The organism is Selenomonadales bacterium (assembly GCA_018335585.1).
Classification (GTDB): Bacteria; Bacillota; UBA994; order UBA994; family UBA994; genus UBA994.
On sequence record JAGXRZ010000029.1, the window covers coordinates 1 to 22,154 of the forward strand.

20 protein-coding genes and 2 tRNA genes are annotated in these 22,154 nt (G+C 55.1%); 16 read left to right on the plus strand and 6 right to left on the minus strand.

Translation table 11 applies throughout. From position 1 onward, the window contains the following. The coding region (locus KGZ66_05370; GenBank protein ID MBS3985015.1) for a hypothetical protein at window positions 1–1,931 on the minus strand (1,931 nt) is incomplete at its 3' end. A 302-nt stretch (window positions 1,932–2,233) separates the two neighbouring features. Here KGZ66_05370 and KGZ66_05375 point away from each other — a divergent pair. From KGZ66_05375 to KGZ66_05385, 3 genes are all read left to right on the plus strand, one after another. Further along, on the plus strand, window positions 2,234–3,601 hold the full coding sequence (locus KGZ66_05375; GenBank protein ID MBS3985016.1) for a L,D-transpeptidase: 1,368 nt from the start codon (window positions 2,234–2,236) through the stop codon (window positions 3,599–3,601). A gap of 506 nt (window positions 3,602–4,107) precedes the next feature. Then, the gene (locus KGZ66_05380; GenBank protein ID MBS3985017.1) at window positions 4,108–4,746 is read left to right on the plus strand and encodes a sigma-70 family RNA polymerase sigma factor; all 639 of its coding nucleotides are present in this window, start codon (window positions 4,108–4,110) and stop codon (window positions 4,744–4,746) included. Beyond that, complete coding sequence (locus KGZ66_05385; protein ID MBS3985018.1) at window positions 4,743–5,309, plus strand: hypothetical protein; 567 nt, start codon at window positions 4,743–4,745, stop codon at window positions 5,307–5,309. The genes KGZ66_05380 and KGZ66_05385 overlap by 4 nt, the downstream gene beginning before the upstream one ends. A gap of 3 nt (window positions 5,310–5,312) precedes the next feature. On the opposite strand, the gene KGZ66_05390 is transcribed toward KGZ66_05385, so the two are convergent. After that, window positions 5,313–5,588 carry a type II toxin-antitoxin system RelB/DinJ family antitoxin gene (locus KGZ66_05390; GenBank protein MBS3985019.1) on the minus strand — a complete coding sequence of 92 codons (276 nt, stop codon included), beginning with the start codon at window positions 5,586–5,588 and terminating at the stop codon, window positions 5,313–5,315. A gap of 176 nt (window positions 5,589–5,764) precedes the next feature. Here KGZ66_05390 and polA point away from each other — a divergent pair, with 176 nt between their 5' ends. From polA to KGZ66_05420, 6 genes are all read left to right on the plus strand, one after another. Beyond that, on the plus strand, window positions 5,765–8,329 hold the full coding sequence (gene polA, locus KGZ66_05395) for a DNA polymerase I (GenBank protein ID MBS3985020.1): 2,565 nt from the start codon (window positions 5,765–5,767) through the stop codon (window positions 8,327–8,329). Further along, on the plus strand, window positions 8,322–9,146 hold the full coding sequence (mutM, locus tag KGZ66_05400; protein MBS3985021.1) for a bifunctional DNA-formamidopyrimidine glycosylase/DNA-(apurinic or apyrimidinic site) lyase: 825 nt from the start codon (window positions 8,322–8,324) through the stop codon (window positions 9,144–9,146). Before polA ends, mutM begins: the two co-directional genes overlap by 8 nt. Before the next feature lie 25 nt (window positions 9,147–9,171). Beyond that, window positions 9,172–9,777 (plus strand): dephospho-CoA kinase, encoded by a 606-nt coding sequence (locus KGZ66_05405; protein MBS3985022.1) that lies wholly within the window; start codon window positions 9,172–9,174, stop codon window positions 9,775–9,777. Continuing rightward, window positions 9,753–10,316 carry a lytic transglycosylase domain-containing protein gene (locus tag KGZ66_05410; GenBank protein MBS3985023.1) on the plus strand — a complete coding sequence of 188 codons (564 nt, stop codon included), beginning with the start codon at window positions 9,753–9,755 and terminating at the stop codon, window positions 10,314–10,316. The genes KGZ66_05405 and KGZ66_05410 overlap by 25 nt, the downstream gene beginning before the upstream one ends. A gap of 280 nt (window positions 10,317–10,596) precedes the next feature. Then, window positions 10,597–10,684 (plus strand) — tRNA-Leu (locus KGZ66_05415). Window positions 10,685–10,693: 9 nt separating this feature from the next. Next, window positions 10,694–10,776, plus strand: a tRNA-Leu gene (locus KGZ66_05420). Between the two features lie 70 nt (window positions 10,777–10,846). On the opposite strand, the gene KGZ66_05425 is transcribed toward KGZ66_05420, so the two are convergent. From KGZ66_05425 to KGZ66_05440, 4 genes are all read right to left on the minus strand, one after another. Continuing rightward, the gene (locus KGZ66_05425) at window positions 10,847–12,610 is read right to left on the minus strand and encodes an ABC transporter ATP-binding protein (protein MBS3985024.1); all 1,764 of its coding nucleotides are present in this window, start codon (window positions 12,608–12,610) and stop codon (window positions 10,847–10,849) included. Beyond that, window positions 12,611–14,356 (minus strand): ABC transporter ATP-binding protein, encoded by a 1,746-nt coding sequence (locus KGZ66_05430; protein ID MBS3985025.1) that lies wholly within the window; start codon window positions 14,354–14,356, stop codon window positions 12,611–12,613. Then, window positions 14,349–14,780 carry a hypothetical protein gene (locus KGZ66_05435; GenBank protein ID MBS3985026.1) on the minus strand — a complete coding sequence of 144 codons (432 nt, stop codon included), beginning with the start codon at window positions 14,778–14,780 and terminating at the stop codon, window positions 14,349–14,351. Before KGZ66_05435 ends, KGZ66_05430 begins: the two co-directional genes overlap by 8 nt. A gap of 242 nt (window positions 14,781–15,022) precedes the next feature. Beyond that, window positions 15,023–15,388, minus strand: coding sequence for a hypothetical protein (locus KGZ66_05440; GenBank protein MBS3985027.1), 366 nt, complete (start codon window positions 15,386–15,388; stop codon window positions 15,023–15,025). Window positions 15,389–15,728: 340 nt separating this feature from the next. On the opposite strand from KGZ66_05440, the gene KGZ66_05445 reads away from it, so the two are divergent. The 7 genes from KGZ66_05445 (at window position 15,729) to KGZ66_05475 (ending at window position 22,114) form a co-directional block, all read left to right on the plus strand. Continuing rightward, the gene (locus KGZ66_05445) at window positions 15,729–16,943 is read left to right on the plus strand and encodes a substrate-binding domain-containing protein (GenBank protein MBS3985028.1); all 1,215 of its coding nucleotides are present in this window, start codon (window positions 15,729–15,731) and stop codon (window positions 16,941–16,943) included. Between the two features lie 26 nt (window positions 16,944–16,969). After that, window positions 16,970–17,743: an ABC transporter ATP-binding protein gene (locus KGZ66_05450; protein MBS3985029.1), complete on the plus strand. Its 774-nt coding sequence runs from the start codon at window positions 16,970–16,972 to the stop codon at window positions 17,741–17,743. Further along, the gene (locus tag KGZ66_05455; protein MBS3985030.1) at window positions 17,727–18,440 is read left to right on the plus strand and encodes an ABC transporter ATP-binding protein; all 714 of its coding nucleotides are present in this window, start codon (window positions 17,727–17,729) and stop codon (window positions 18,438–18,440) included. The genes KGZ66_05450 and KGZ66_05455 overlap by 17 nt, the downstream gene beginning before the upstream one ends. 24 nt (window positions 18,441–18,464) lie before the next feature. Continuing rightward, window positions 18,465–19,331, plus strand: coding sequence for a branched-chain amino acid ABC transporter permease (locus tag KGZ66_05460; protein MBS3985031.1), 867 nt, complete (start codon window positions 18,465–18,467; stop codon window positions 19,329–19,331). After that, the gene (locus tag KGZ66_05465; GenBank protein MBS3985032.1) at window positions 19,331–20,353 is read left to right on the plus strand and encodes a branched-chain amino acid ABC transporter permease; all 1,023 of its coding nucleotides are present in this window, start codon (window positions 19,331–19,333) and stop codon (window positions 20,351–20,353) included. Before KGZ66_05460 ends, KGZ66_05465 begins: the two co-directional genes overlap by 1 nt. Window positions 20,354–20,360: 7 nt before the next feature. Continuing rightward, window positions 20,361–21,386: a 3-oxoacyl-ACP synthase gene (locus KGZ66_05470; GenBank protein ID MBS3985033.1), complete on the plus strand. Its 1,026-nt coding sequence runs from the start codon at window positions 20,361–20,363 to the stop codon at window positions 21,384–21,386. A gap of 104 nt (window positions 21,387–21,490) precedes the next feature. After that, window positions 21,491–22,114 (plus strand): TetR/AcrR family transcriptional regulator, encoded by a 624-nt coding sequence (locus KGZ66_05475; protein ID MBS3985034.1) that lies wholly within the window; start codon window positions 21,491–21,493, stop codon window positions 22,112–22,114. Window positions 22,115–22,154 lie beyond the last annotated feature (40 nt).

The following is a 22,154-nucleotide window of genomic DNA, read 5'->3' on the forward strand; positions in this document are numbered from 1 at the left end:
GTGCCGATATGAGACCACACTATCCCTTGGATGCGCCTGTGATGGGCTGCTACTTGGTTGCGGTTGTAGAGGAAGATGTATGGGAGGTCGCGGTTGAGGATCGAGGAGATTTCCCAATAGAGCTGACGGCGCCGCTCTTGGTCGAAGGTACCGCGGGCTTGTTCAATGAGGCGGTCAACTTGCGGGTTGTTGTAGCCGACGTCGTTAAAGCCCATGAGGACGCCCTCGGCATTAAAACCAGAGCTAGAGTGGAAGAAGATGAAGTTATCCGGGTCTAGGCTAAGGTTCCAACCCCACTGGTAAATCTCGAATTCACCGGCGTCGAGCTTGCCGAAGTACACGGAGACTTCAAAAAGCTCAATGTTCATGTCAATCCCGACCGCGCGCCACTGGTTGCGGATAATGGCTAACATTTCGGTACGGGTTTGGTCGCCGGAGGCGCTGATGAGGTTAAACGCTAGGCGCTGGCCTTGAGCGTTCATGCGTATGCCGTCTGCTCCTACCCTGTTCCATCCGGCCTGCACCAGGAGGTCGATGGCCTTTTGGCGATTATGCGGGTAATTGTAGACGTTAGGGTTATGCGCCCAGGAGGTTGGGGGTTGGTCAGCGTTAATGACGGTGCCGTACCCCTTAAAGAGGGTCTGTACCATGCCCGGACGATCAAGTGCGTACTTCATGGCATGCCGGACGCGCACATCCTTAAAGATGGGGTGATCCTGCTTCATGCCGATATACCAATAGCCATGCTGTCTTAGTTCCCTAAACTGCAGCCGTGCCGCGTGCTGCGTGCGCACGCGCTCGATGTCGTCTACGGGAATGTTGCCCATCCAGTCGATTTGCCCGGCTTCAAGCGCCACCAGCATAGCTTGTGTGTCGTGAATAATGCGGTAGCGAATGCGCTCTATGTAGGGCTCGTTGCCTGCCCAGAAGTAGTTGGGGTTGCGCTCGAGCACTACGAACTGCCCGGGGATCCACTGCCTAAAGAAGTATGGCCCCGTACCAATCGGAGAGCGACTGCGAGGATGCTCGCGCAGCTGTGCTACCGGAGTGCCGCTAAAGATGTGGCGGGGGATAATGCCGATAGTCAGCTTCGAGATAAACGCGGCGTCTACTTGGCTAAGCCGAATAACCAAAGTGTGGTCGTTCGGTGCGGTAATTTCGCGCACCGCGCGGAAGTCCCGCCTGCGCACGCCGGTGTAATCGGGGTGCATGATTGTGTCGTAGGTGAACTTAACATCGTGGGCGGTAAAGGGGCGACCGTCGTGCCACTGCACGCCGCGGCGCATAAAGAAAGTTAGGGTCAAGTTGTCGGGGCTGACAATCCAGTCTTCCGCCAGGTCACCCATAAACTCAAGGCGCTCGTTTGTGCGCACCAAGCCGTTGTGAATCATGCCGATGACGGTATTTGATCCGGCATCGGTGCTAAGGATTGGGTTTAGCGTCGTCGGGTCGCCGCCCAAGCCAAACACGATTTCACCGCCGACGGCAGGCTCGATCGGGGTAGTGATGGACACGGTGTTAGTGGCTGCAATCCAGTCTACCTTGCCTTCTAGGGTCTCGGCCACGAAGCGGCCCGGTACCATGGTGCGGCCGTTAAGGATTTGCGGCGCTACATCGATAGGTAATGGTGCGCCGTTGACAAAGGCCATCCGCTGCCCGAGGGTCAGCCTGACGGTGGTCTGTCCTCTGGTGCCGCGCACAGTGCTAGTAGCTTCGTCCCATTCTACTCTGGCTCCGAGAGCCTCAAAAATGGCACGGAAGGGCACTAATGTGCGCCCGTTTACGATGGCGGGGGCGACGTCGGTTACTAGGGGTCGGCCGTTAATGTTGACGGCAATTCTAGGCGACGCCGTAGCTGTGGGCCCCAAGCCATAAAAACCTGCGACTAGGAGCGACACTGCCGCCAGAACAACTAGACATTTTCTTACCATTCATTTCCCTCCTTAATGATGTCGAATGCCAAGAAGCAATACTTCTTCATGTAATATACTATTCTCGCAACCGCAAATCCTGCATTTCGCACAAAAATTGTCGCAAGTCAGGTATGTCCGGCCGGCGACAGGTGCTGACCGTCCGCGCATCGCACCGTCGCTATGAATATATATTCATGATGTGGACAACTATACAGGAATGGGCGAGCGAAAGCAACGCATTTTGTATTGCATTTCTATGTCTTTTCTTAGCGCCGCACGTTTCTGCATATACTAATGTGGCTTAAGAAAGGAGCGCAATAATGCGGTTTTTGCGTCAGGTGTTGGCTGTTGCCTTAGTCGTCGGTTGCAGTTTGTTTGTTGTGCCTGCCTCGGCCCGTAATGAAGGCAGCCATTCCATAGTTATTAACCTGCCGGAGTTTAGACTGCGGCATTTTGTCGGTCAGGAGCTAGTGGCCAGCTACGCCATTTCCATTGGCAGGGTGACTACGCCTACGCCGGTGTCATCGCCTACGCGGCGCTTTGAGATTTTCTCCCGAGCAAAGCACCCGGCATGGCGGAGTCCAATAACGGGTCAAGTAATGGCTGCAGGGCCGGCCAATCCGCTGGGCACGCGCTGGCTAGGGTTAATGACTATCGACAGCATTACGCTGCGGGGCAACGAAACCTGGGAGTCGTTAGCGCGGCAACACCGCACTACCGCCGCTACTCTCCGCAGATGGAACAGCCTGCCTGCTACGACACGCATAGTGCCGGGGATGACTATCGTAGTGCATAGGCACGACGGCTATGGCGTCCACGGCACAAACGCTCCCGCTTCTATAGGGACTTCCGTCTCACTCGGCTGTATGCGTATGCACAATCGCGATGTGGAAAGGCTCTTTGATATGTTGCCAAACGGCGTGCGCATACCCGTCACCATTCTGTATGAGCCGGTAGTCAAGCGGAGCGACATGATAACAGGTGCGCCGTTTATCGAAGTCTTTCACGACGTCTATGGGCGTATGCGAGATAAGGCGAGTCATGTGGACGAGGCGGCGTCGCAAATCGGTGCCTCTGTGCCTAGCTGGCTTCGCCTAAGCCTACGCGAGCCCTTTGCAGGTTCGTTTGTTTTAAGCCATTACCCGCGGGTGGAAAACAACGGGCAGATAGTGGCAGTGGGTGCGCTAAGGAGCGACAACGAGTTGTTCCTGCCGTTACCCATCGTGGAGCGACTTCTTGGTGTGACATACACGGAAGCAGGGGGCGAAGCTTTCTTGGGCGGCCTGCCGCTTACGCCAAGAGATGCAGTGTTCTATAATCAGCAGATATTCTTGCGTGGCAGCCTTATCGCCGCTATCACAGGTCGCGGGTACTTCTACGACGAACTCCAAAACGCCGTGCAGCTGTCAGTGACACGGCTCGTTGTTAACGGCAGCACCGTATCTTTCAACAGCGTGTTTGTCCACCCTGAGCTTGGCCCACTAGTAAACGCAGACGACCTCGCGCGCGGGTTAGGCCTTGCCCTAAGCACCCTCTCCCCGAGCCAAGTGCTGCTTGGCGGACACCGCCTAGCCATCCAGATGCTTGGCACGCAGAGTTTTCTCGCCCTGCCAGAGCTTCGCCGCATCGCCCCACGCGCAACGTGGGACCTAGCCAGCGGAGTTCTAACTGTGAGCAGCGAGCGGTGAGGGGGAAGATGGACTTTGCACCACAGAGTCACGGAGGGCACAGAGGCCTGTTAGTGCCCTCTCTGTGTTCTCCGCGCCTCTGTGGTTAAAAGGGTCCCCCTCCTCCACGAAGTGCTAAGTGCAAAGTGCGAAGTGCCACGTATGCTTGAGTGGGGAAGATGGACTTTGCACCACAGAGTCACGGAGGGCACAGAGGCCTGTTAGTGCCCTCTCTGTGTTCTCCGCGCCTCTGTGGTTAAAAGGGTCCCCCTCCTCCACGAAGTGCTAAGTGCAAAGTGCGAAGTGCCACGTATGCTTGAGTGGGGAAGATGGACTTTGCACCACAGAGTCACGGAGGGCACAGAGGCCTGTTAGTGCCCTCTCTGTGTTCTCTGCGCCTCTGTGGTTAAAAGCGTCCCCCTCCTAGTAAATTCACAAAGTGCTAAGTGCCACATGCTATAATGAAGCATGGAACTTAATTTTCATCCATGCGTCAAAACCATGCATGGCGAAAGGGGTGTGACCGGGTGCCCGCAGCAGAGACAGACCAATGGCTTGTCCAAAGGAGCCTAGCAGGCGATACCGACGCTTTTCGCCAGATAGTCGAGCGCTACCAGTCGAAGGTCTACAACCTCGCGTTGCGCATGACCGGTAACCCCGAAGACGCACTAGACATTGCGCAAGAGAGCTTCTTGCGCGTCTTTCGTTCGCTAAAGACGTTTAAAGGCGACAGCAGCTTTAGCACTTGGCTGTATCGCATTACAAACAATATTGTCTTGGACGAGCTGCGCAAGCGGCGTCGCCGTCCGCTTGTTGTCATGAGTACAGATGCCTTTGTCGCAGGTGAAGAAGGCGAGCATCCCCTCGAATTTAGTGGGCCGGAGTCCTTGCAGCCGGAAGATCAGGTGGTGTGGGCGGAACGACGCAGGGAGATAGAGCAGGCCTTGCGGTCAATTTCACCGGAGCACAGGCATATTTTGCTGCTGCGAGATGTAGAGGGCTTTTCGTACGAGGAAATCGCCGAGATGCTTAACATTAACCTAGGCACTGTTAAGTCTCGTCTCAACCGCGCTCGCCTTAGTTTGCGCGAACACCTGTTGTGCGCGGAACATTTAAGCGGAGGTTACGTCCATACAGACAGAAGGGAGGCGAAAGTAGGACTATGAACTGCACACAAGTACGCGAGCATCTGTCTGACATTCTTGACGGTAACACGCCTCCTCTGCTTGCTCCCCACCTTGAGGCGTGCGGTGAGTGCGCCGCTCTCGTTGCCGCGCTGCGCCAAGATAAGGATGTACTTCTGTCCATGTCAGCTGTCGATGTACCGCCTATTCTGTTGGATAAGGTGATGAATGAAGTCACTCTGACTTCGCGCAACAAGAAGGCTTGGCGCTTCTTTGTGCCCCGCCTCGCTCCGGTAGCGGCCGCCCTTGCTCTAACAGTGCTTAGCTATAACTTAGTCCCCGGCCTCTTGCCTGCGCGGCAGCTTAGCGAACCACCCCAAGTGGAAAACGCGGATGCTACGTTCCGCGCTACCGCGGAAGACAAGGCGCAGGTGTTCGCCACAACCGAGCAGGCTCCCAACGATACAATCTTGGCAACCGAAGGCGAAGACTCACGGCCTTGGCTGATAACTTCACTTGCCGGCAGCAGCGTGTTCTTGCTGTGGAGCGGAGTTGTGTACTGGTGGTATAAGAGGCGCGAGGCCGGCGCGACCACTATCAGATAGGATTCACTTCGTACACTCCTTAGAATCCTCTAAGGGAGCATCCCAGTCATCAGCCATCCATATTTTGCCTTTCATGGAGCCGAATTGACGCATCTTCTTTGGTAGAGGCTTTTCTGCCACCAACTCAAAGGGGATGCCGTTTTTTCTGATGGCCTGCCTCAAAAAGATGTTTATCGCGCTTGTCATATCCAACCCCAAAGCGGAAAACACATCTTGGGCCTTGTTTTTTACGTCACTATCCACCCGGATATTGATATTTGTTGAGTTTGCAGCTACCATAAGCGCACCTCCTTTGTCACCAATAGTATCACTCCATACGCACAGTGTCAACACGAACTGCTTCAAAAGGCGACAAGCGACAAGCCACAAGCTACGTAGGACAAGCCACAGGCGACAAGCGACAAGTTTCTGCTCCATATAGTATACTACCCTTATAGCGATGTAAGGGAACGGTGATGCTTGTGCCGCGGTTATTTCTTCTAGACGGTCACGCCCTAGCTTTTAGGGCGTTTTATGCTATTGAGGCGGCTCTTACCACCAAAGATGGCAGGCCCACTAACGCGGTCTATGGCTTTGCGCTTATGCTTAATAAGCTCATCGAGCAGCATAAGCCGGAGTACATTGCTGCGGCGTTTGACAGGGGCAGGCCCACCATTAGGTTAGAACGCTATGCCGAATACAAGGCGCAGCGTGAGCGCATGCCAGAAGAGCTCAGGCTGCAGGTAGATTACATCAAGGAGATGCTCGCAGCCTTCGGCATAAGCCTTTTTGAAGTTGACGGGCACGAAGCGGATGACGTAATCGGCACACTGACGCTACACGCTGAGGAAGCGGGCATTGACAGCGTCATTGTGACGAGCGATCGCGACAGCCTGCAGCTAGTCAGCCCGCGCACAAAAGTCATGCTTACGCGTAAAGGCGTTACCGAGACGGAACTCATGGGTGAGGCCGAGGTCATTGCCAAGTATGGTCTTAAGCCGCGGCAGCTTGTCGACCTAAAGGCCTTTATGGGAGACTCGTCCGACAACATTAAAGGTGTCAAAGGCATAGGAGAAAAGACTGCCCTAGCCCTAATCGGCGAGTTTGAGAGCGTAGAGGGGGTATACGAGAGGCTTGACGCCATCACCAAGCCTAGACTCAAAGAGCTACTGGTCGCAGGGAAACAAGACGCCTTCCTCAGTAAGTTCCTCGCGACTATAGTGAAGGATGTAGACCTTGGCTTTGATCTCTCGCAGTTTAAGCTACGGGTAGAAGACAAAGCGAGGCTAGCTAAGCTCTATCGCGACCTAGAGCTCTCAAGCTTACTGCGCAAGCTAGAGAGCGAGACTATTGACCTAGGAGCAGCGCCAGAAAAGAGTGCTCTTCTCGAGTCGACCACGGAAGAGGCAGGCAAGCGAATCGGGCTCAAGCCTGCTGCGAGTGGCGAGTTATTGCTTGCTGATGCCTCTCGCGTACGGCGTGTCGCAGCGAGTGACCCAGAGGCGCTCGCAGAGCTGCGACTATATTTAGAGGACGACGCCATCACCAAAGTTGTATGCGAGTATAAGTCGGCGGAACGTGAGCTTAGTGCGCTCGGCTTAAGTCTTGGCGCGAACGTGTTTGACCTTGAGCTTGCCGCTTACCTCTTAACCCCCGGCCAAGCGACTTACACCTGCTCTGTGTTAGCACAACAATACCTTAATCTAGGGGAGAGAGAGCTAGATTTAGAGAGTGAAGCCGGCATTCTTGTCGAGCTTAGTTGCCGCTTAGCGCGGGAACTAGACGAGAAGAACCTCCGCTCCCTCTACTACGACGTAGAACTGCCCCTAGCGCGCGTGCTCTTGGCGATGGAGCGTACAGGGGTAGCAGTTGATGTTGGCGTACTGCAGGAGATGGAGCAGCATGTCGGCGCGCGGATTCACGGCCTAGTGCAGGAAGTACATGCGCTGGCTGGCGGGGATTTTAACATCGGCTCGCCTAAGCAGCTAGGCTTTATCTTATTCGAGAAGCTGGGGCTCCCTACAGGCAAAAAAACTAAAACAGGGTACTCTACTGACGTAGAAGTTCTGGAGGGCTTAGCAGATAAGCATGAAATCGTGCAGAAAATCCTTCTGTACAGGACCTTGTCCAAGCTAAAGTCGACATACCTTGTGGGGTTACAGGAAGCTACCGACACTTGTGGCAAAGTGCATACAACCTACAACCAAACCGTTACCGCGACGGGGCGCCTAAGCAGTACCGAGCCAAATCTACAGAATATCCCTATCCGGCTAGCCGAGGGGAGAATGATTAGGCGCGCGTTCTGCCCCTCGCCAGGGTTTACACATATACTCGCCGCTGATTATTCACAGATTGAGCTTCGCATCCTCGCCCACCTAGCCAAGGACCCTATTCTAACGGCTGCCTTCGCTTTGGGAGAAGACATTCATACTCGCACGGCGGCAGAAGTGTTTGGCGTAAACACAGAGCACGTCACGCGTGAGATGCGCGACCGCGCTAAGGCCGTCAACTTTGGTATTGTGTATGGCATCAGCGATTACGGGTTATCGCGCGACATTAAAGTGTCGCGCGCTGTGGCGAGGGAGTATATAGAAAACTATTTTCGCCGCTATGCTGGGGTGAGAGCATTTATTGACGATACCATTCTGCAGGCTAAGCGCGTCGGTTACGTCACGACCCTACTGCAGAGGCGACGTTACTTGCCGGACATAAACAGCAGTAACGCTACTAGGCGTGCCTTTGCCGAGCGCACAGCCATGAATACGCCAATTCAGGGTACTGCCGCCGACCTTATTAAACTTGCCATGGTCAGGATTTTCGCGAAGCTAGAGCAATCTAAGCTTAAATCGCGCATGATTCTGCAGGTGCACGATGAGCTCATCTTCGAAACAACCGCCGATGAGCTGACCGAGCTCGCAGCTATAGTGAAAGACACAATGGAGAACGCCCTGCAATTAAGTGTGCCGCTAGCTGTAGACATTAAGGTCGGCAGTAACTGGTACAATGTAGAAAAGACTAAGGGAGGGCTCCCGCATGCCTGAGCTGCCCGAGGTTGAAACCATCCGTCAAAGTTTGGTGCCTTTGCTTAGGGGCCAGCAGGTAGTGACATGCGAAGTCCACTTGCCTAAGTTGCTGCAGAATGTAAGTGCGGCTGAGTTTGCCAGACTTATAGCCGGACGCACCGTGCAAGATATCGGGCGCAGGGGAAAGTACCTTTTGTTTAGGCTATCGGGGGAGCATACGCTCGTCATCCACTTGCGCATGACAGGGCAACTGCGCTTTGCTGCGCCAGACCTGCCGTCTGTGCCTCATACGCATATCGTGCTAAAGCTAGCTAGTAGACAAGAGCTTCGTTATGTCGATATCCGGCAGTTTGGGTATTGGTTTATCGCCCCCGATAGCGAGATTGTCAGGGTGGCGCGCATGGACCGCCTTGGCGTTGAACCGTTGTCGCCCGAGTTTACCGCGGACGCGTTGGCGTCACTCCTAGCGGGAAAGCGCGGCACGCTGAAGTCCCTGCTCCTTAATCAGCAGGTCATCGCCGGCATAGGCAATATCTACGCCGATGAAGCGCTGTTCTTAGCGGGGCTGCGACCGGAGCGCACGGCGGGGGAGTTGACTCCTGACGAGGTCACGCGCTTACACGCTGCTGTAGTTGGCGTGCTCACACAAGGCGTTAAGCTGCGCGGAACAACGTTTAGCGATTATCTTGACGGGCTTGGGCAAAAAGGGAGCTTTCAGCATCAGCTAAAGGTCTACGGTCGCGCCGGGGAAACATGCGTCACGTGCGGCCATGCAATCGAGCGCCGCGTCTTGGCGGGCCGGGGCACGCACTACTGTCCGCATTGCCAACGCTAGAGCGACGTAGCGGGGAAGGGGTTCTATGTTACGCATAGGTATTACCGGTGGTCTCGGTACGGGGAAGTCCACTGTGACGGCACTGCTTGCCGAGCTCGGCGTGCCGACGATTAGCGCCGATGCGGTCGGTCATGCCCTGATGGCACCGCAGGCTAAGTGCTACGCTGAGATTATCGCGGCGTTCGGCGACGAAATTTTGCAGCAGGATGGACACATTAACCGCGCGCAACTTGGCGCGATTGTCTTCGCGGATGCCGACAAGCGCATAGAGCTCGAGTCAATTCTGCATCCCGCCATCTGGCAGGAGATAGAGGATTGGTGCCAAAAACACAGCGAGCGCGGAGTGTACCTCGTGGCAATTGAAGTCCCGTTGCTGTTTGAGGCGAAGCTCGAACATGCAGTAGACCAGATTTGGCTAGTGATCTGCAAACCGGCGACGCAGTTGGCGCGGGCGATAGCGCGTGGCTTAACCGAGGCAGCGGCGCGCGCGCGCATCAGCGCCCAAATGCCGCTCCCAGAGAAAGCGCGGCGTGCCCACCGCATTATAGACACAGATACGAGCTTAGAGACGACACGAAAACAAGTCAGCGAGGCGTTAGCGAGCGTATGCAGTCACCAAACACTAAAATAAACGTCTACTGGAATTTGCTTATCTTTGTAGCTATAGTAGTGCTGTTAATTGCGGTACTAGGCCCGCCGCTTTGGCGCATTGTTTATCCTTGGCCTTACCGCGAAGTTGTAGAGCGCTACGCAGAGGCCAATGGACTTGACCCATATCTAGTCGCGGCGGTTATTCGGGTGGAAAGTAGCTTTCGTCCATCCGCTGTTTCTCCAAAGGGCGCACGTGGTCTAATGCAAATTATGCCTGCCACCGGTGCCTGGATTGCCGGTGAAATGAACCTACCTAACTTTCACCCCGACCAGCTTTTCGATGTCGAGCTAAACATCAGGATGGGCACTTGGTATCTGCGGCATCTTTCCGAGCAGTTCGACCGTAAGCTCGTAGCTTTAGCCGCCTACAACGGCGGGCGAGGCAACGTAAAAAATTGGCTGGAACAAGGTGTGTGGACTGGGCAGGAACGCGACATTGAGAGCATCCCTTTTCCTGAAACGCGAAACTACGTCTGGCGCGTGCTGCGTACACAGGCGATTTATAGGGAGTTGTACTGAACTGGGAAGCTGCCGGCCGCCAGCCGCCAGCCGCCGGCCGCCGGGAGCTTGTCGCTTGTCGCTTGTCCCTTGTGAGTTGTGAGTTGTGAGCATGGAGGGTGGAAAGGTCAAAGGGGAACCGGAAGCCGCTGCGACAACACTCTACTGAGCACTGAGCACTGGGCACATCCTCGTCCTCCACGAAGTGCAAAGTGCAAAGCGCCCTCGCCCTCGTTTTTTGCACCTTGACACACGACATTAATTTCAGTAAGATAAAAAACGACGGTCGCGAGACCGATTCGCCGAAGTGGTGGAACTGGCAGACGCGCTGCGTTCAGGGCGCAGTGAGTGTAACGCTCGTGTGGGTTCAAATCCCACCTTCGGCACCAAAATAATTTGTCCGAGTGGCGGAACTGGCAGACGCGTACGTTTGAGGGGCGTATGGGCAACCGTGTGGGTTCAAGTCCCACCTCGGACACCACGAAAAGATAAACGAAGCAAAAGGGACGGAGCCTTTTGCTTCGTTTTTGTTTTGGGCACCCTAGAAGGCATTAGCCTGCTGCTTCAAGCGACGCGTTCTTTGCCCTGTCGGTAGTCTGCTGCAACTCATAATATAGCCCACCTAGGGACAAGAGCTCCGCGTGGCTTCCTTCTTCGACTACACGCCCGCCGCTAAGCACCACGATGCGGTCGGCGTTTTCTATTGTGGAGAGGCGGTGTGCGACCACAATGACAGTTCGCCCTTGCATGAGATTATCGAGGGCCGCATGCACAGACGCTTCGGACTCTGCATCAAGCGAGGCCGTGGCTTCGTCAAGTAACAGGATAGGGGCATTGCGTAGCACAGCCCGCGCAATAGCGATGCGCTGTTTCTGTCCGCCCGAGAGCTGCGCGCCTTTTTCGCCAACGTGCGTGTCAAAGCCCTGTTCTAGCGCCATAATGAAGTCGTACGCACTAGCTGCCTTCGCCGCCTCGACCACTTCTTCTTCGCTCGCACCTAACCTGCCCTGACGAATATTGTCGGCAATAGTTCCCGAAAAAAGGTGTGCATCCTGCGGGACATAACTCATCTCTGCCCGCGCTTCACAGAGCGCCTGTTCGCCGAGCGTGCGGCCTGCAATGCTTATTGTGCCTGCGTCCGGCGCATACCAAGCGAGGAGCATCTTAAGCAGCGTACTTTTTCCGCCGCCGCTTGGTCCTACCAAGGCGACTTTTTCGCCATACTGCACGGTAAGCGAGACATCGTCTAAGGCTCTACTCTGGCTGTCGGCGTAGCTGAAGGATACGCCTGACATAGCCACGGCAGATGCCGGTGCCTGCGTTAATGACAAGGGCGCCATATTGCTGTATCTTTCGGGTTCAGGGGTGGCATCAAGCATGGCGCAGACACGCTCAGCAGCCGCCATTGAGCCCTGCAAACCGGTGATGTGTGCACCTAACCCGCGAAAAAGCCTGTCCACGCCGTCTTGCGCCTGCATGACCATCACTATCTCGGGGATGCTTACTTCACCGCGCAGATGCAGGAAGGCCCCCGCTAGTAAAAGCCCCATCACGTTCAGACTAGAGGTTATGAAGTTAGCCGCTTCTAACGTCGCTTGCGTGCGCACGCGGTCTAAGCCGTGTTTGCGCACGTCGCTGTTTTGCGCGCGGAGCGACGCGTTCATAGGTGCGTATAGCGAATAACTCTTTATAACCTGTATGCCACTGAATAGGTCGCCTAGCAGTGTGGTAAGGCGGCTCTGGCTTTCCTGCAGGTCGCGGCTGATGCTGCGTATTTTTTTCGCCGCCTTAGTATTGGCCAGTGCCCCTAGGCCCCCGGCGGCTACCGCAATTATCCCTAGGCGGTAGTCGACCCAAAAGATGATTGTAGCAGCGGCTAAACACGTGAATATCTCAAACAGGAACTTGCTTGGGAGTTCCCCGAGGAGGGCCACTACGGCGTTAACGTCATTGGTCATCCGCGACAGGGTATCGCCGCTGTGGTGCGCCTTGAAGTAGGACACCGGCAGGCGGTGTAGCTGCGTGAAAATATCACGGCGAATGCGTGCGGTTATGTTCACTAGCTGGCGCTGTAGCATAAGGAAACCCACGAAAAAGACGCACAGGGTCGCCACAAAGGTCAGTGCGGCTGTTGTTAACCCGCCAAACAACACTGATGCATCCAATGAAACCATGCTGGCAAAGACGTCGCGCATCAAGAAGATGAAGATGATTTGTATGCCTGTTTCTCCTAGCGCGCGGATGATTATGCCGACAAGAAAGACCGAGAAGCTTTGCCCGCTTAGCCTGAGCAGCCGGAACAACGGGTTTTGCATCTACACCGCCTGCCTTTCGTCTGTGGTTATCCATTGCTTCTCATACAGGTCGTAATAGATGCCTTTCTTCGCCAAGAGCGCTTGATGAGTCCCTGTCTCTGCAACCCGCCCGCGGTCAAAGACGATGACTCGGTCTGCGCTAACAATTGTGCTTAACCTGTGTGCCACGATAATAACCGTCCTACCCTGCCCGTACTTAGTTAGGGCATCTTGCACTAGCGCCTCCGACTGCACATCTAGCGCCGAAGTGGCCTCGTCTAAGAGCAAAATGGGGGAGTTCCTGAGGAAGGCGCGGGCTAAGGACAAGCGCTGGCGCTGCCCGCCGGAGAGGCGTCCGCCTAGCTCACCTACGGGCGTGTCGTAGCTCGCCGGCAGCGTGCTGACAAATTCGTGTGCGTTAGCCGTCTTAGCAGCTTGCTCGATGTCGCTTTCACTGGCGTTACAGCTCCCAAAGAGGATATTTTCTTTGACCGAAACGGGGAACAAAAAGCTATCCTGCGCTACCACCGCCACTTGTTCGCGCAAGGTCTCTAGGTTCCATTGCGCTACCGGTAGCCCCGCGACCGACACTTCGCCAAGCTGTGGGGAGTAGAGTCCGTTGATTAGGCGCAGGACCGTGCTCTTGCCCGAGCCGCTCGCTCCGACCAAAGCGACTGTCTCGCCCGGTTCAACAGCGAAACTTACTTCCGAAAGGGCAGGCTCGCTCCTGTCCGGATAGGTGAAGGTGACGCCGCTAAACGCAACCGCAGGGCTAGGGGCTGTGACGGCCGTATTTACCGCTTGTCCGCCCGCGCGTTCGGCAGGAAGCTGTAAGAGCAGGAACGCGCGTTCTGTGGCAGCAAGTTCCCCACGCAGCGAGGCAAGTAGCTGGGGAACGCGGCTCATCGGTTCTGTGAGATGGTTCATCAGCTGGACGAAGGCCATTAGTTCACCTAGCGACATGCGCCCCTGTATGACGAGCCAGCCGCCCACACCAAAGCAAAGGAAGAACGACAGCAGGAGCAGCAAGAAGGAGGTGGCACCCATGCCGACTCTGTATGCGACAAGCCTCCATTGCAGTGCCACTACATCTCGCATGGTGCGCAGAAACTTAGTCCCAAGGTGTTCTCCTAGATTAAACGCGCGCGCTATCTCCATTCCCTGTACCGACTCTTGGGTCAGCACCGTCATATCCGCCATGCGTTCTTGCAGTTGCTTGGAGAGGCGGGCAATGGGCGCACTGAGCACAGAAGCACACACCAGCAAAAGGGGCGTACCTAGCACCACGACGAGCGTCAACTGCCACGAGCTGATTAGCATGTAAACGGCGGCACCAACCCCAGCCACCGGCAGGAACACCAGGTTTCCGAGCGTGTTATTGGCGAGATCTTGCAGCTTTGACAGGTCGTTTGTTAAGCGCGATATGTAGTCGGCGGCGTGAAAACGCGTGTACTCCGGTAAGGGCAGGCGCAAAATGTGGCTGGCAATGCGCTCGCGCACGGCGGCTACGCTGTGTTCGGCAAATGAACCTGCCGCCCAAACACGCAAGTATCTAAGCAGCAGTTCGCCGCCAATCACCGCCAAGAAGACCCGCAGGTAGCCGTAGACGGCCGTAGCTTGCCCCGCAAGCAGCGAGTCGGCTAGGAGGCGGATGAGGTGAGCCATGTAAATGGAAAAGGCGACTAGGCCAAGCGACGATACTGCCACGAAGGCAAGCTTCTCTTTGCCTGCCAGGAGAGGCCAAATACCTTTAAGTTGCTTATACATTCTGTTCTCCTTCCTTTAGAAAGCGTACGACTTCGGGTTGACCGGTGATGGACCCGTAAACCTTGACCGTACCCATGACGTCCCTAACGTTATCTAAGGTCACAGACTTGTCGATAACGAGCGCACCTACCACAAAAACGCTCAGTTTGACCCCGCTCTGCAAATGCCTCTTCACCAACGCCGCGTCGAGCTTAAAGATGCCGATGGCCCAGACATGCCGTACATCGGCGGAGTCGGTGCTTAGGCTCACCATCTTTCCGCGCAGCGACTCGTCAGAAACAATCGGGTCGTGCGTCTTCAGCTGGTTGCGTACGGCGCTCCGCACAAACTCGCTGCGATTTGCATAGAACCCTTGTTCAACTAGGTAATCCACCTTGCCTAGGTCGACAACACTAAGGTTAATTGTTATCTTCTCTTGCTCCATCCATACACCCTCCCCTTATACTCCGTACACCATCCACGTAGAGTATACACCTCCTGCCTAAATACGTCAATAGCTCGCTTTGAAAGGCATACTAGCCATACCCTTGATATTAGTTATTCAACGCTTTAATTTTAGCAAGATGCAATAGATATTGTCAATGCATGCTCTCCGCGGCTGTGAAGCAAAAGGCTCCGTCCCTTTTGCTTCATGCTGAAGGGCTAGGGTTTCCCCTAGCCCCAGAGTTAGACTTCTACCCAGTCCCCGGTAGGAACGAGTGGGAAGTCCTGCACTGCGTTCGTCAGCGTCTTGAGCAGATACAGCGATGGGTAGATGCTGTCGTATTCGGAGCATACCGCGAACTGCCAGTAAGGGTAGTTCTGTACTCCTAGGATGCGATTAAACACTGTTTTGTCCGGGATTGTAACGGTTTGCGTCAGCAGGAGAATCCCAGTTTCGGGTGTGTTTGCCGCGGTAAAGGCAGCTGCATAAACTGTGATTTCCACGTCTACGGACGTGCCGGTGTAGTTTGAGATGAGTAAGAGAAAGTTCTCATTACAGTCTCTAAACTTAGGCTCAATGTATAGCGGCCCTGTGGTTAACTGTGCCATATTATCACCTCCTGCTGCATTCTATTGAGGACGCGCCAATGCGTGCAGTCTCGGACGAGCAGGTCGCCAATGCGAAGCAAAAAGCTCCGTCCCTTTTGCTTCATTGAGGACGCGCCAATGCGTGCAGTCTCGGACGAGCAGGCCGAAAATTTCCGTCATGCCATACTTGCGCGAATACTTGCGTAATGATAGAATCAATCTAGCAAACCTGAGAGCTGATTCATGTGTTATATTTCGCGTTGTGGGCTCATATATTAATGGACCAGCCGTAGAAAGGGAGGCGATGTGTTAGTTTCTCTGTCGTCGTGGCGCTATCTCACTATTATTAAGGAGGGAAACCATGAAAAGAAAACTATTCGGCGTTACCCTGGTACTGGTTCTGCTTGTTACCCTGGTCTTTACAGGCTGTAGACCCGCCGCGCGTCCCGAGCAGCCGCCCATTAAAATCGGCGCCTTGGCTTCGCTAAGCGGCGTGCTGCAGGATTACGGCACGCAGTTTAGGCGCGGCTTTGAACTTGGCCTCGAGTTTATGACCGAGGGCAAAATGGAAGTTGCCGGCCGCAAAATCGAAGTAATTTGGGAAGATACGACCACCGTCCCTGCGGTAGCCAGAGAGCGCGCCATTAAGCTCCTTGACCAAGACAAAGTAGATCTCCTGGTTGGCGTTACATCCTCGGCCGATGCCATTGCCGTATTGCCGGTAGCCCAGGAGTTTAAGCGTGTAATCATTGTTGAGCCTGCCGCAGCCGACGTTATTACCGGCCAGTTCTGGAACCGCTACGTGTTTCGCACCGGCCGCAACACCGCACAGGATGCCATTGCCATGGCCGACATCGTAGCCAAACCAGGCGTAAAGATTGCGACACTGGCTCCCGATACCGCCTTCGGCCGCGCCGGGGTTACGCCATTTGTGCCGCAAGCATTAGCACGCGGTGCGACCGTGGTAGCACAAGAGTTCGCTCCTGCCGCTACTACAGACTTTACACCACATATCCTGCGCCTCATTGCCGCAGACCCCGACTACCTGTTTGTTATCTGGGCAGGTGCTAACAACCCGTGGCGTCAGCTGATGGAACTAGACGTGCGCGGTAAGGGCATCAACATAGTCACCGGCGCACCGGAAATTGCCGCTCTGCGCCTTATGAACGATATGGTCGGCATGACCGGCTTCACAGTGTACTACCACACCGTTCCCCCGACAAACGCCATGAACGACTGGCTGATTAAGACACATCAACAGCGCTTTGGCTCGCCCCCCGACATCTTCACGTCCGGCGGTATGGCCAACGCTGCGGCCGTAATTACCGCTCTGCGCAAGACAGAAGGCAACACCGACAGCGAAGTGCTCATTCAGACTCTGCGCGGCATGCAGTTTGACTCACCAACCGGACAACGCTGGTTCCGCTCCGAAGACCACCAAGCTATGCAGCCGTTGTTTGAAATTACGCTCACGGCCGTTCCCGGCGTCGACCACCCGGTGCCACAGCTCGTCCGCGTCATTTCTGCGGAAAGGCTAGCGCCGCCGGTAACCGTTCCGGCAGGAGCGCCGCGCTAGGCTCAATTTCGGTGGAGGTGGCTAATATGTCAAACGCTCTCATCAAGACCCAAAATCTTACCATCAACTTTGGCGGGCACAGGGCGGTTGACGACCTTAGCCTTACCATTGCTCCAAACACCTTTACGGCCATCATCGGGCCCAACGGTGCCGGCAAGACCACGTTCTTTAACTTGCTGAGCGGTTTGTTGCAGCCCACGTCTGGAAGAATATTCTTTAAGGGGACAGACATTACAGGTCTGTCCCCTATGCAACGCGTCGCACTGGGGATAGGCCGTTCCTTTCAACTTACGAACGTTTTCCCCACACTTACCGTGCATGAGAACGTGCGCTTGGTCCTGCAGGCGCGCGAGCGGGTGGGATACCGCCCGCTGACATCATTCAAGCGCTTTCCAAGGCTTATAGAGGAGGCCGAGAAGATTCTGGCCGAAGTCCTCCTGCTTGAGAAGGGCTATCTGCCGGCTGCCCGCCTCTCACATGGCGAGCAACGCAAACTAGAACTGGCCATGGTCCTAGCCATGCAGCCAGAGCTGCTTCTCTTGGACGAACCGACAGCCGGGATGGCGCTCGAAGAAGTGCCGGTCATGCTTGAGCTCTTAACCCGCGCCAAAGCGCAAGGGGGCAACACCATTGTGTTAATTGAGCACAAGATGGACCTCGTGACGAAGCTATCGGACCGCGTGTTAGTGTTAGTCAACGGAGCGCTCCTCACCGCGGGGACTCCGGCCGAAGTGGCCAAAAACCCGGACGTCCTTAAAGCCTATCTAGGGGGAGGGATCAGGCGTGAAGCCACTGCTTAAGGTCGATGCAATTTCGTCGTTTATCGGGCCGTTTCACATTTTGCAGGGCGTATCGCTTGAGGTTTACCCCGGCGAAGTGGTAGTAATCCTCGGGCGCAACGGCGCCGGCAAGACTACTACCTTGCGCTCAATCGTCGGGCAAGTCCCACCCTCCAAAGGCGAAATTTCGCTAGACGGAGTCTCACTTGTGAACATGCCGCCGCACCTCGCTATTGGCCAAGGGATAGGCTATGTTCCGGAAGATTATGGCGTGTTCGACCTGCTTACCGTGGAAGAAAACCTCTCCCTCGCCATGCGCAAACGCGATAAGGCAACTCTCGCGCGGCACGAAGAAGTGCTTGAGATTTTCCCCGACCTCCGCATTGCCTTTAAGCGACTGGCGATGACACTTAGCGGCGGGCAAAGGCAAATGCTCTCGATTGCGCGCGCACTCCTTAACGAGAACAAAATTCTGCTAATAGACGAGCCAAGCAAAGGGCTGGCGCCAATCGTTGTGGAGCGCATTGGGAGGGTGTTGCAGAGCCTTAAGCACAAGAGCACCATCGTCCTCGTCGAACAAAACTTCGCCCTTGCCTGTGCGGTAGGCGACCGTTACTACATTCTTAATGACGGACGCAGTGTTCAGCACGGCTCCATCGATGACTTAATTAACGACACAGCCCTGCAGCAAATGCACTTAGGGCTAATGCCGACTTAGAGAAGCCTAAAAGGAGATGAGAACATGCACATTTTCATCATGCTCTTGGTTAATGGGCTAGCTGAGGGGGCATTAATCTTCTTAATGGCCGCGGGGCTTTCCATCATCCTCGGGTTGGTCGGAGTAGTAAACTTTGCCCATGGCACGCTGTTTATCTGGGGAGGATACATGAGCATTTGGGTGTATCGCCTGACAGAGAGCTTCCCTTTAGCGCTACTCGCCGCGTTAGCGACAGGGCTAATAATGGGGGCTGTCTTCGAACGTCTCTTTGTGAAGCCCGTCTACGGCAAAGTCACAAGCCAGATCCTTATTACCCTTGGCCTGATGATCATCTTTACCGACGTGGTGCGTCTCTTGTGGGGGCCGAACCCTATCCCTATGGTTAGGCCGCCCTTGCTTGACGGCACCTGGGTGTTCGGCCAAGTGATTATCGCACGCTATCGCGTCTTTCTTATCGCTGTCGGCCTGCTCGTGGCTGTCGGCATCAACTACCTCATTAACAAAACGCGCATCGGCATGGTGATGCGGGCGGGCATTCAGTCGCCGGAGATGGTGCAGGCATTAGGAATAAACATTAAGCTGTACTTTGCCGCAGTTTTCGCCGGTGGTGCCGGGCTTGCGGCCCTAGGCGGAGCGCTGTATGCGCCGTTAGTCGGGAGCGTTTGGTCTGGCATGGGCATCGACAACCAGATACTTGCCTTTATCGTGGTGATACTAGGCGGCATGGGGTCCTTCTACGGCTCGGCGGTTGGGAGCGTCTTAATTGGCCTCACCAGTGCGTTTACTGCTTGGTTCTTCCCGCCTCTCACTGTGTATTCCACTCTGTTGATTATGGTTGTGGTCTTGTCGCTCAAGCCGGAAGGCCTCTTTGGATTGGCGGTGAGGAAATAATGGATAAACGTTATCTGTGGGCGCTCCTAGCCTTAGCGATAGGCGCACTTTTGCTCTTCCCGCACGTAACCGGCGTTATGACGCGGGAGCTAGTCGGAAGAATCTTTATCTTGGCCGTATTTGGCATGAGCTATGACATTCTCAGGGGCTACACCGGGATAATAAACCTCGGGCATGCCGCGTTCTTTGGTGGCGGAACCTACATGGCCGGCATTATGTTTACGCAGGTAGGAACTAGCGCCTCTGCTATGCTGGCCGCACTGCTTGTGGCCTGGGCGTTTGCTGTGTTGTTAGCCATAATCATGGGCCAGTTTGCCTTTCGCAATACGGGCGCAGGCGGGGTCTTGGCTTGCGCCATGATAACCCTAGCCTTTGGTGAGATAGTTCGCCACACCGCCGAAACCTTCCGCCAGTTTACGCAGGGAGCCGACGGCTTGACGTTTATGGTGCCGCCGATGTTTCGCGACCGCGTGATGATGTATTACTACGCCTTGGTGTTTCTCGTAGTGATGACCTTGTTGCTGCGGCAGTTCGTCAACTCGCCTACCGGACGCGTATTGCAGGCTATTCGCGACAACGAGCAGCGGGCGCGGTTCCTAGGCTACGATGTCAGGAAATACAAACTACTGGCTTTAGTTACGGCAGCTTTAGCTGCGTCATCGGCCGGCTTTATGTTTGCCCTGTTGACGCGCTTTGCTAATACCGACTTGCTCAGCGTACAAAACACCTTAAATGCGCTGCTCTTTACCATTGTCGGCGGCACCGGTACGCTGTACGGCGCAATCGTCGGCACGGCCTTCGTGCAGCTTGTCCAGAGCTACCTGCTAGAGCTGCGCGGCATCAGCGAAATCTTCGCCCGTTGGCAAATTTTCTTTGGTGCCATCTATGTGTTGGTGGTGTTATATATGCCGCTAGGTATGGTTGGGGCCTACCTGCGCTTTAAGGCGAGTCTGGAGCGTTGGCGCGCGCGGCAGCTGTCGTTGTCAGGCCAAGCGCGAAGTGGAAATAGCAGAGGCAGGTGAACAGAAGGTGACGAGAACACACGCACAAAGAGTGGGCATTGCCGGCTTAGGGGTATACGTGCCGGCCCAAGTTGAAACTAGTCAGGACATTGCGGCCAAGACCGGTATCCCTGCCGAAGTTGTGGCCGAGAAACTGGGCCTTAGGCAAAAACACGTGGCACGTCAAGATGAACACGTCTCACATATGGCTCTAGCTGCCGCAAAAATGGCGCTACAGGGGTTTGACCCGGCTGCGCTCAATGCCGTTGTGTATTTCGGCAGTTCGTACAAGGATTATCCCGTGTGGTCGGTGGCCTCGCAGCTACAATACGAACTGGGGGCACATCAGGCTTTTGCCACTGAGATTATGTCGCTGTGTGCCGGGTTTACCGTGGCCTTGCGCATGGTTAAGGGCATGATGTTGGCTGACGCAGATATGGAAAACGTACTTTTGGTGGTGGGGACTAAAGAGTCATCATTGCTTGACTACACGAACCCACGCGTGCGCTTTATGTTTAACTTTGGCGACGGCGGCGCCGCAGTATTGTTGCGCAGGGGTTGGCACGAGAATCTGGTGTTAGAGTCCCACCACATTACCGCGGGGTTCTTTCATAAACACGTCAAGGTCTTAGAAGGCGGCTCGGTTAATCCGCTGGGCGGACACCCTTTCCCGCCGCAGGCCGGGTTAATTGAGGTCATCGACCCGGAAGAGATGAAGGAGCATTTAGACCCCATATCCTTTAAAAACTTTGTCACGGTGGTAGAGCGCGCGCTAGAAAAGAGTGGCAAGAGCACGCGCGACCTCAGCTTCTTGGCCCCCGTGCACTTCAAACGCTCTATGCACCAGCAGATTCTCGCCGCTTTAGGTTTAAGCGAAAACAATAGCTTCTACTTGGAAGACTACGGCCACGTACAGGCTGCCGACCAGATTATTGCTCTGTGGGAGGCCTCTCGGCGCGGACTGCTTAAGGACGGAGACTATGTTGCTTTAATGGCCGCTGGGACGGGTTACACCTGGGGCGCGACCATCTTGCGTTGGGGAGCCGACAATTAAGCCTTCGGACTCTAGAGCAGGGAACGACCACAGCTGTAACGAACACTTGTGAGAAGTGGCGCTAGCTGAGGTCGCCAGAGTGTCTGCAGAAAGAGTGATGAGGAATGAACGCAAGTGCCGGTTATCCTGACCGTGCTGCCGGAGTGCAGTTGCCAAAAACCACACGGGGACAAGCGACGTTTGACAAGCTAATTAAGGCCGCCGAAAAAGTCATTGGCGAGAATGGGTATCATGACGCTTCTGTTTCGGCGATTACGCAAGTAGCCGAAGTTGGCATGGGCACATTCTACCTTTATTTCCGTACTAAGAAAGACATCTTCCGCGAGCTAATTTTCTACATTCACCACGATTTGCGCAAGTACATTCAGATGGCCGTAGCGGGTATTGCCGACCGTAAAGATGCCGAGGTGGAAGGAATCCAAGCGTTTTACCGCTATTGCCTCGAACACCGTCACCTCTACACGATTATCCGCGAGGCAGAGTTCGTGGACTACGAGATATTCCGCTGGCACTACAGCAACTTTGCCAAGGCCTATGTAGGGCACTTGCAGGCGGCGCAGTCGCGGGGCCAAGTAAAGCAAATGGATGCGGAAATGTTGGCCTATTGCCTAATTGGCATCAGTGTTTTTACGGGCATGCGCTGGCCGCTGTGGGAAAGCAAGTTGCCTGGTAGCGGGGAGATTAACACCTTACGCGAGTTTATTTTCCGGGGCATATCCCCTGAATAAGGGTGTGCCGCGATATTGAGTAACCAGAAGATAACAGGGG